This window comes from Sphingomonas sp. (assembly GCF_042091075.1).
GTDB lineage: Bacteria > Pseudomonadota > Alphaproteobacteria > Sphingomonadales > Sphingomonadaceae > Sphingomonas.
In genome coordinates this window covers 1-9,398 of record NZ_JBELIE010000130.1, presented here as the reverse complement: position 1 = coordinate 9,398, position 9,398 = coordinate 1, and the positions used below count along the sequence as shown (strand labels likewise).

General features: G+C 68.2%; 9 protein-coding genes. 4 read left to right on the top strand and 5 right to left on the bottom strand.

From position 1 onward, the window contains the following. Positions 1–612 (bottom strand): SPFH domain-containing protein (locus tag ACFDSW_RS12535; RefSeq protein ID WP_375250627.1); only part of this gene is annotated, 612 nt, incomplete at its 3' end. After that, complete coding sequence (gene hflK / locus ACFDSW_RS12530) at positions 612–1,733, bottom strand: protease modulator HflK (RefSeq protein ID WP_375250626.1); 1,122 nt, start codon at positions 1,731–1,733, stop codon at positions 612–614. The genes ACFDSW_RS12535 and hflK, both read right to left, overlap by 1 nt. 73 nt (positions 1,734–1,806) lie before the next feature. Between hflK and ACFDSW_RS12525 the strand changes: the two genes are divergently transcribed. Further along, positions 1,807–2,751, top strand: coding sequence for an Mrp/NBP35 family ATP-binding protein (locus ACFDSW_RS12525; protein ID WP_375250625.1), 945 nt, complete (start codon positions 1,807–1,809; stop codon positions 2,749–2,751). Between the two features lie 101 nt (positions 2,752–2,852). Beyond that, on the top strand, positions 2,853–3,305 hold the full coding sequence (locus ACFDSW_RS12520; protein ID WP_375250624.1) for a CoA-binding protein: 453 nt from the start codon (positions 2,853–2,855) through the stop codon (positions 3,303–3,305). A 12-nt stretch (positions 3,306–3,317) separates the two neighbouring features. Here ACFDSW_RS12520 and ACFDSW_RS12515 read toward each other — a convergent pair whose 3' ends face one another. Genes ACFDSW_RS12515 through ACFDSW_RS12505 form a run of 3 tightly spaced genes read right to left on the bottom strand, consistent with a single transcriptional unit; the run spans position 3,318 to position 7,922 of the window. Continuing rightward, positions 3,318–5,168 (bottom strand): acetyl/propionyl/methylcrotonyl-CoA carboxylase subunit alpha, encoded by a 1,851-nt coding sequence (locus ACFDSW_RS12515; protein WP_375250623.1) that lies wholly within the window; start codon positions 5,166–5,168, stop codon positions 3,318–3,320. A 4-nt stretch (positions 5,169–5,172) separates the two neighbouring features. After that, on the bottom strand, positions 5,173–6,771 hold the full coding sequence (locus ACFDSW_RS12510) for a carboxyl transferase domain-containing protein (protein ID WP_375250622.1): 1,599 nt from the start codon (positions 6,769–6,771) through the stop codon (positions 5,173–5,175). Continuing rightward, positions 6,768–7,922, bottom strand: a complete 1,155-nt coding sequence (locus tag ACFDSW_RS12505) for an acyl-CoA dehydrogenase family protein (RefSeq protein WP_375250621.1) — start codon at positions 7,920–7,922, stop codon at positions 6,768–6,770. Before ACFDSW_RS12505 ends, ACFDSW_RS12510 begins: the two co-directional genes overlap by 4 nt. A gap of 84 nt (positions 7,923–8,006) precedes the next feature. Here ACFDSW_RS12505 and ACFDSW_RS12500 point away from each other — a divergent pair, with 84 nt between their 5' ends. Continuing rightward, a complete protein-coding gene (locus ACFDSW_RS12500; protein ID WP_375250620.1) occupies positions 8,007–8,858 on the top strand; it encodes a LysR family transcriptional regulator in 852 nt (283 codons plus the stop codon). Between the two features lie 97 nt (positions 8,859–8,955). Beyond that, positions 8,956–9,398, top strand: a 443-nt coding sequence (locus ACFDSW_RS12495) for an amino acid permease (RefSeq protein WP_375250619.1), incomplete at its 3' end; no start/stop codon positions are given.

The window sequence follows — 9,398 nt, the reverse complement described above, 5'->3', positions numbered from 1 at the left end:
GGTACGCATCCGCTGCAACGCGCTTTCCAAGGGGCTTCCCTCCGGCAGGTCGGCATGTTTGATCCGCACGTCGACGATATCCGCGCCATATTGGCGCGCATAGCGTTGCAGCGATTCCTGGATCGCATCCATCACCCGGCCGCGCTCCGGGCTGAGCAGGACGGCGAACGGCACCTTGCCCAGCTCGTTGCGCAGCGCGGTGCCGAGCAGCGGGCGCAACTGATCCGCCACGCGCTCCTCGGTGTTCGACGTACTGCCGGTGGACGTTACCGCGCGCAGCGGGTCGACGATGCGGAAACGTGCGAAGGCGTCGACGTTCAGCCGCAACTGATCGGTCGACAGCACCAGTGTATTGTCGAGATCGGCATCCAGCACACGCTTGTCGATCCAGACGATCTTGTCGACGAACGGAATGCGCGCGATCACGCCTGCGCCGGTTCGCCCGATCTGCTGCCCCGGCTGCCACTGATTGACGAGCCGCACCGGATTGTTGAGCCGCAGCACCACCGCCTGCTGCGTTTCGGGGACGATCGCGAAGGTGGCGGCGGCAAGGATGACGGCCAGCAAGGCGGCGAAGCCGATCGCGATCGGATGGCGGATCCACAATGGCATCAGCGCTGCCCTCCCTGCGCCGGCGCGGGGGTGGCGGGTGTACCCGAAGTGGGTGCTTCCGCGCCGGGTTCCGGCAGGCGGCGCGCGCGATCGAGCGGCAGATAGGGGGTAACGCCCGGAGTTTCGACGATCGTCTTGTCGGTTCTGGCCAGGACGGCCTCCATCGTCTCGTAATACATCCGGCGGCGCGTCACCTCGGGGGCGAGGCGATATTGCTCGTAAACCTGGTTGAAGGCGGCGGCCTCACCCTGCGCACGCGCGATCACCTGCTGCGAATAGCTGCGCGCGTTATTCAGATTGCCGACCGCTTCCTGCTGCGCCGCGGTGACGGCATTGAAATCGTCCGCGAGCTGCGACGGCGCCGATGCCTGTTTGATCGACACGCCCTGCACGCGCACGCCCGCCTGATAGCTGTCGAGGATCTGCTGCATCATCTGGGCGACCCGTGCCTCGATCGTGGTGCGGCCCGCCCCGATCGCTTCGTTCAGCGTCGTCGTCGCCAGCACGGCGCGCATCGCGCTTTCTGCGGTCGCGCGTACCGTCTGCTGCGGGTCCTTGATCTCGAACACGTAATTGCGCGCATCCGATACCCGCCAGCGCACGGTATAGGCGAGGTCGATGATGTTCTGATCCCCGGTCAGCACCATTTCCCCGCCGTCCTGCGGGAATTCGTCGGTGCGCACCTGCTCGACGTCCACCTTGGTCACATCGACGATCGGCGCGGGCAGGGTGAGGCGGATACCCGGCTCCAGCTCGCCCGAATAGCGCCCGAAATAGGTGACGACGCCGCGCTGCTGCGGCCCGATTTGGTGGATCGACGTGAACAATATCCACAGGCCGACCAGCAGGGCGACGCCGATCGCCCATAATGCGCGCGCATTTGCGCCGATCGGCAATTGCGGCCCGCCGCCGCCTCCGCCGAACCCACCGCCGCCGCGCGCCTTCTTCAGGAATTCGTCGAGCGCGGTCGGCTTCGGTCCATTGCGGCGGCCGCCCGGCGGCACCGCCCACGGGTTGCGCGGGCCGGCATTGTCGTCGCCGCCATTGCCCCACGGGCCATTGTTGTTGTTCTCGGCCGCTAGAATGATCGGGCGCCGGAGCCAGCGTCGCAGGATGGTCATATCCGTCTTTATAGGAGCGCCCCGCGCGAAAAACAGTGGCAAGCCGCGCCCGCAGGCGTAACGAACGGTGTCCATGGACGAGAAAGATGTACAGGCGGCGGTTCGCGCGGTCGCGGGCGAGCGTGCCACGCTGCGGATCGAGGGTAGTCGCATCGGCGTGGTCATCGACGCCAGCGGGCTGGACGCGCCGCGACGCGACGCGCTGGAGGCGGCGGTGCGGATGGCGGCGGGCCGCCCCGGATATGAATTGCGGATCGTCGTCACCGCCGAACGGGTCGCGCGCCGCATCGTCGCGGTGGCGAGCGGCAAGGGCGGGGTGGGCAAATCGACCGTCTCGGCCAATCTGGCGATCGCGCTGGCGCAGGGCGGACGGCGCGTCGGGCTGGTCGACGCCGATATCTACGGTCCGTCGCAACCGCGGCTGATGGCGGTCGAGGGCACCCGGCCAGAGGCGCGCGACAAGGTGCTGCTGCCTGTCGTCACTCCCTATGGCGTGCCGTTGCTGTCGATGGGGCAATTGGTGGAACCGGGGCGTGCGATCGCGTGGCGCGGGCCGATGACCGCTGGCGCGCTGGGGCAATTGATCGACGCCGACTGGGGCGCCACCGATACGCTGGTGGTCGATCTGCCGCCGGGCACCGGCGACGTGCAGCTGACGATGGTGCAGAAGCATCGCCCGACGGGGGCGATCATCGTTTCGACGCCGCAGGATCTCGCGCTGATCGACGCGCGCCGCGCGATCGACCTGTTCCGCAAGGCCGGGGTGCCGATCATCGGCCTGATCGAGAATATGGCGGGCTATGCCTGCCCGCATTGCGGCGAGGTGTCCGATCCGTTCGGGCGCGGTGGTGCCGAAGCGGCGGCGCAGGAGGAGGGGATTCCCTTCCTGGGGCGGGTGCCGCTCGACATCACGATCCGCACCGCGTCGGACGCCGGGCAACCGCCGGCGGCGCTGGCGGACGATCGGGTCTTCGCGCCGGTCGCGGCGCAGGTGGCGGAATGGCTGGCGGCCCGGTGACGCGCGAGCGCCGGTGCCGCGCCCCGCGCTGAGGGGGCTGCGGATCGAATCCAGGATCGGTCGGCCGGCTGCGGCGTTATCCTTGTAACGAGGAGTCCAATATGCCGCTGACCGCCGATGCCGATATCAAGGCGCTGCTGGAAGAAACCCGCACGATCGCGCTGGTGGGCGCCTCCGATCGCCCCGATCGCCCGTCGTTCGGGGTGATGGCGACGCTGCGGGCGCATGGCTATCGCGTGATCCCGGTCAATCCGCAGATCACGGGCGAGCATGTGCATGGCGAATTCGTGTTCCGCGATCTTCGCCAGCTGGGCGACCCGATCGATATGGTCGATATCTTCCGCCGCTCGGATGCGGTCGGCGAGGTGGTCGACGAGGCGATCGCGATCGGTGCCAAGTCGATCTGGATGCAGCTTGGCGTGATCGACCCGGCGGCCGCCGCGCGCGCCGAGGCGGCGGGGCTGAAGGTGGTGATGGATCGCTGCCCCGCGATCGACCTGCCGCGGCTTGGGGTGAAGCCGATCGCCGATCTGCCGGGGCAGGAGCGGGAGTAAGCGGGGCCCCGCCTACGCCTCCGCGATCTTCGCCAGCAACGTCCCTTCGGTCACCTGCGCGCCCACCGCCGCATTCAGCTCCGCCAGCGTGCCATCGAACGGCGCGGTGAGGCTGTGCTCCATCTTCATCGCCTCCAGCGTCAGCAGCTTCTGCCCGCGCACCACCGCGTCCCCCGCCGCGACATCGACCGCGATCACGCGGCCCGGCATCGGCGCCAGGATCGCTCCGTCTGACGCCCCGCCCGCCGCCTTGCCGGCGGCGCGGAACGGCGCCAGCGCCCAGGTCTGCCCGCCCTCCGACATCAGCACGCTGGTGGTGATCGCCTCGTCCGCCTCATCTGCTTCGGCGAAGTCGATCGCGATCGGCTGACCGTCGAGCAGGAACATGCCGGCGCGGCGCGGTGCGGCGTTCAGGCGCAGGCCCGGCACGAACGCCGGCCCGGTCAGTGCGGTGGCGGCGGCGATGAGCGCTTCCTCACTCGGCAGCGCGGGGGGCATCAACGCCTCGCCTTCGCGCGCGATCAGCCCGGTATCGACTCGTCCGGCGACGAAGTCGGGATGGTCGAGCGCCTCGACCAAAAAGCCGGCGTTGCAGCGCACCGGCCATACGATCGCTTCGTCGAGCGCATCCGCCAGCCGTTCGCGCGCTTCCTCGCGTGTCGCGCCATGCGCGATCAGCTTGGCGATCATCGGATCGTAGAAAGGCGAGATGACGCTGCCCTGTTCGACGCCGGTATCGACCCTGACGCCGCTTTCCGCCGGGTCGCCCAGGTCGAACGCCTCGAGCGTGCCGATCGACGGGAGGAAGCCCTTCGCCGGATCCTCGGCATAGAGGCGCGCCTCGATCGCATGGCCGTGAATCGCCAGTTCGTCCTGCGTGCAGGGCAGTGGTTCGCCGGCGGCGACGCGCAACTGCCATTCGACCAGATCCTGGCCGGTAATCGCCTCGGTCACCGGATGCTCCACCTGCAGCCGGGTGTTCATCTCCATGAACCAGATGCGGTCCGCGCGCAGCCCCTGGCTGGCATCGGCGATGAATTCGATCGTGCCCGCGCCGACATAATCGACCGCGCGTGCGGCCGTCACCGCGGCGGCGCAGACCGACGCGCGCGTTTCACCGTCCATGCCGGGGGCGGGGGCTTCCTCGATCACTTTCTGGTGCCGGCGCTGCAGCGAACAGTCCCGCTCGAACAGATGCACGACCTGGCCGTGGCGATCACCGAACACCTGCACCTCGATATGGCGCGGCGCCAGAATGTACTTCTCGATCAAGACGCGATCGTCGCCGAACGACGCCGCCGCCTCGCGCCGGCATGATGCGAGCGCGTCGGCGAAGGCGCCGGCATCGTCCACCTGCCGCATCCCCTTGCCACCGCCGCCCGCGACCGCCTTGATCAGCACCGGATAGCCGATTCGCGCCGCCTCCGCCGCGAGCCGGTCGGGCGACTGGTCCTCGCCGAGGTAGCCGGGGGTGACGGGCACGCCGGCGGCGATCATCCGCGCCTTGGCGGCATCCTTCAGCCCCATCGCGCGGATGCTGTCGGGGTTCGGCCCGACCCAGATCAATCCCGCATCGATCACCGCCTGCGCGAAATCGGCGTTCTCGCTGAGGAAGCCATAGCCCGGGTGGATGGCCGCGGCGCCGCTTTCGCGCGCGGCGGCAAGGATGTTGGCGGGCAGCAGATAGCTGTCGCGCGCCGCGGCCGGGCCGATCGCGACCGCCTCGTCCGCTTCGCGCACGTGCAGCGCGTTCGCATCGGCGGTGGAGAAGACCGCGATGGTGCGGATGCCCATCGCCCGCGCGGTGCGGATGATACGGCAGGCAATCTCGCCGCGATTGGCGATCAGAAGGGAGGGGATCATCGCATCACATCCGGAAGATGCCGAAGCGCGGTGCCTCGGCAAGGGGAGCGTTGAGGCACACGCGCAGCGCGAGGCCCAGCACGTCGCGGGTCTGCGCCGGATCGATCACGCCATCGTCCCACAGCCGCGCGGTGGCGTGATAGGGGTGACCCTCTGCCTCATATGTCGCACGTATCGGTGCCTTGAACGCTTCGGCCTGTTCGGCCGTCCAGCTGTCTGCATCGCGATGCACCGTGGCGAGGACGCTCGCTGCCTGCTCCCCGCCCATCACGCTGATCCGCGCGTTGGGCCAGGTGAACAGGAAGCGCGGCGAATAGGCGCGACCGCACATGCCGTAATTGCCTGCGCCGAAACTGCCCCCGATCAGCACCGTCAGTTTCGGCACGCTGGCGGTGGCGACGGCGGTAACCAGCTTTGCGCCATGTTTCGCGATCCCCTCCGCCTCATATTTGCCGCCGACCATGAACCCGGAAATGTTCTGCAGAAACAACAGCGGGATCCGTCGCTGGCATGCCAGTTCGATGAAATGCGCGCCCTTTTGCGCGCTTTCGCTGAACAGCACGCCGTTGTTGGCGAGGATCGCCACCGGCTGGCCATGGATCTCCGCGAACCCGCACACCAGCGACGCGCCGTAGAGCGCCTTGAACTCATGGAAGCGGCTGCCGTCGACCAGGCGGGCGATCACTTCATGCACGTCATAGGGCGCGCGCACGTCCTGCGGGACGATGCCGTACAGATCCTCGGCGGGCAGCAGGGGGGCGGCGCCGGACGGCAATACGCCGTCGGACAGGCCGGGGGGCAGGGTGGCGACGATATCGCGGACGATCGTCAGCGCATGCTCGTCATCCTCCGCGACGTGATCGACGACGCCCGATCGACGCCCGTGCGTGTCCGCGCCGCCCAGTTCCTCGGCGGAAATCACCTCGCCGGTCGCCGCCTTCACCAGCGGCGGCCCGGCGAGGAAGATCGTGCCCTGTTCGCGCACGATGATCGTCTCGTCGGACATTGCGGGCACATAGGCCCCGCCGGCGGTGCAACTGCCCATCACGCAGGCGATCTGCGGAATGCCCAGCGCGGACATGTTCGCCTGGTTGAAGAAGATCCGGCCGAAATGATCGCGGTCGGGAAACACCTCCGCCTGATGCGGCAGGTTCGCGCCGCCCGAATCGACGAGGTAGATGCACGGCAGGCGATTTTCCTGCGCGATTTCCTGTGCGCGCAGATGCTTCTTCACGGTCAGCGGATAATAAGTGCCGCCCTTCACCGTGGCATCGTTGCATACGATCATCACCAGCCGCCCGCTGACTGTGCCGACCCCGGCGATCATGCCCGCCCCGGGCACTTCGTCGTCGTACAGACCGTTGGCGGCGAGCTGGCCGATCTCCAGAAAGGCGGTTCCGGTATCGAGCAGCCGTTCAACCCGGTCGCGCGGCAGCAGCTTGCCGCGCGCGACATGGCGCTCACGGCTTTTCGCACTGCCGCCTAGCGCGGCGGTGGCGACCCGTGCGCGCAGATCGTCGGCCAGCGCGCGATTGTGCGCGGCATTGGCGCGGAACGTCGCGTCCTCGCGCGACAGCGCGCTGGTGAGGATCGGCGCGCTCATCCCGCCGCTCCGATCAGTTCGCGGCCGATCAGCATGCGGCGGATCTCGTTGGTGCCGGCGCCAATATCGAGCAGCTTGGCATCACGCAGATAGCGTTCCACCGGCCAGTCCTTGGTATAGCCGGCGCCGCCCAGCGCCTGCACCGCCTCGCCAGCGACGCGAAAGGCATTCTCGCTGGCGTAGAGGATCGCGCCGGCGGCGTCGAAGCGCGTCGTCCTGCCCGCGTCGCATGCCTGCGCCACCGCATAGACATAGGCACGTGCCGAATTGAGCGCGACATACATGTCCGCCACCTTCGCCTGCATCAACTGGAAATGACCGATCGGGGTGCCGAACTGCTGCCGTTCGCGGACGAAGGGGAGGACGGTATCGAGGCAGGCCTGCATGATGCCGAGCTGGATCCCGGCCAGCACGGTGCGTTCGTAATCCAGCCCGCTCATCAACACGCCCACCCCGCCATTCAGCGGGCCCATCACATTCTCTTCGGGCACCTCGCAATCGGTGAACACCAGTTCGGCGGTGGGGCTGCCGCGCATCCCCATCTTGTCGATCTTCTGCCCGATCGCGAAGCCGGGCATATCCTTCTCGATCAGGAAGGTGGTGATCCCGCGCGACCCCTCGCCGGTCTTTGCATAGACCACCAGCACGTCGGCATAGGGCGCGTTGGTGATCCAGAACTTGGTGCCGTTGAGCATATAGCCGCGATCGGTGCGCTGTGCCTTCAGCTTCATCGAGACGACGTCCGAACCGGCCCCCGCCTCCGACATCGCCAGGCTGCCGACATGCTCGCCGCTGATCAGTTTTGGCAAATATTTCGCCTTTTGCTCCGGATTGGCCCAGCGGCGGATCTGGTTGACGCACAGATTGGAATGCGCGCCATAGGACAGGCCGATCGACGCCGAGGCGCGCGCGACCTCTTCCTGCGCGACGACATGTTCGAGATAGCCCAGCCCGAGCCCGCCGTCAGCCTCGTCGACGGTGATGCCATGCAGTCCCAGTTCGCCCATCGCCGGCCATAGCTCGTCGCGCGGAAACCAGTCCTCGGCATCGATGCGCGCCGCCAGTGGCGCGATGCGCTCCTCGGCGAAGCGGCGGGTGGTGTCGCGGATCATGGCCGCCGTTTCGCCCAGCGCGAAGTCCAGACCGTGCATGCATCTCTCCTTTGCCGGCATCCTATCGTCCGCCGGAGTGACAGTAAAATTGCGATCGCGCGCACCAAACGATAGATATGCTCTATGCTTGACCGGGCGCTGCTGCGCTATTTCCTTGCCGTCGTCGATCATGGCAGCTTCACGCGGGCCGCCGCGGCGTGCCGGGTGACACAGCCGACGCTGTCAGCCGGGATCGCGCGGCTGGAAGGGGTATTGGGCGAGCCGGTGCTGACGCGCACCAGCCGGCGTGTCGAACTGACCGCCGCCGGCAGCCGACTGGTCGGCACCGCGCGGCGCATCGAGGCGGAGTTCACCAGGGCGGAACAGGGTGAGATCGCGGGCGCACCGGCGCGGCTGATCCGGGTCGGCGTGGTCTCCACCTTGCCCGCCACCCTGATCCAGCGCGCGCTGGCGCGGGCGATCGCGGCGGCACCCGGCGAGCGGCTGGAACTGATCGAGGGACGGGATCGTGAACTGACCGCCGCGCTCGATCGCGGTCGAATCGATGCGTCGATCGGTCCCGACAGCGGCGGCGGTATCCTGTTCGAGGAAGGTTATCGGGTCGCCTTGCCCGCTGCGCACCCGCTTGCCGGCGAAACCAGTGTCGCGGCCGAGCGGATCGCGGGCGAGCCGATGATCGTCCGCCGCCATTGCGAGGCGCTGAGCGAGGTCAGCCGCCATTTCACCAGTCGGGGCGTGCGCCCGTTCATGGCGGCGCGCACCACCAACGACGATCGTGCGCTGTCGTTCGTCGCGGCGGGGCTGGGGGTGACGGTGATGCCGGAATGCTTCGCCGCGCCGGGTGTCGCGCTGGTGTCGCTGGAGGGCTTCACCCGCCGCCGCACGATCGCGTTGGCGACCGTCGCGGATACGGCGCGGCGCGTGGCGGAGAGCGGGGCGATCGCGGCGCTGGCGGCGGCGCTGCGCGGGGCCTAGCCGGCACCGCCGCCGCTGGCGCAGCGGCGACGTGGGTTGGACGGCGCGGGCGTACCGCCTACACGTATCGGCTGACACGACAAGACGAAGGGGAACGATGAGCCTGTTGCGACGCAAGCCGATCGAGGTGGATCACAAGGGCGGGACCGAACTGGCGCGGACATTATCGTGGCCGCATCTGGTCGCGCTGGGGGTCGGTGCGATCGTCGGGACCGGGATCCTGACATTGATCGGCGTCGGAGCGGACCGGGCGGGGCCGGCGGTGATCCTGTCGTTCGTGATTGCCGGCGCGATCTGCGCCTGTGCCGCGCTGGCCTATGCCGAGATGGCGACGATGATCCCCGCCTCGGGCAGCGCCTATACCTATAGCTATGTCGCGCTGGGCGAAGTGATCGCCTGGGTGATCGGCTGGTCGCTGATCCTCGAATATTCGCTGGTCGTCTCGACCGTCGCGGTCGGCTGGTCAGGCTATGCCTCGGAACTGCTCAAGCCGCTCGGCTTTCCGGTCGAACTGACGCACGGACCGGAACTGGGCGGGTT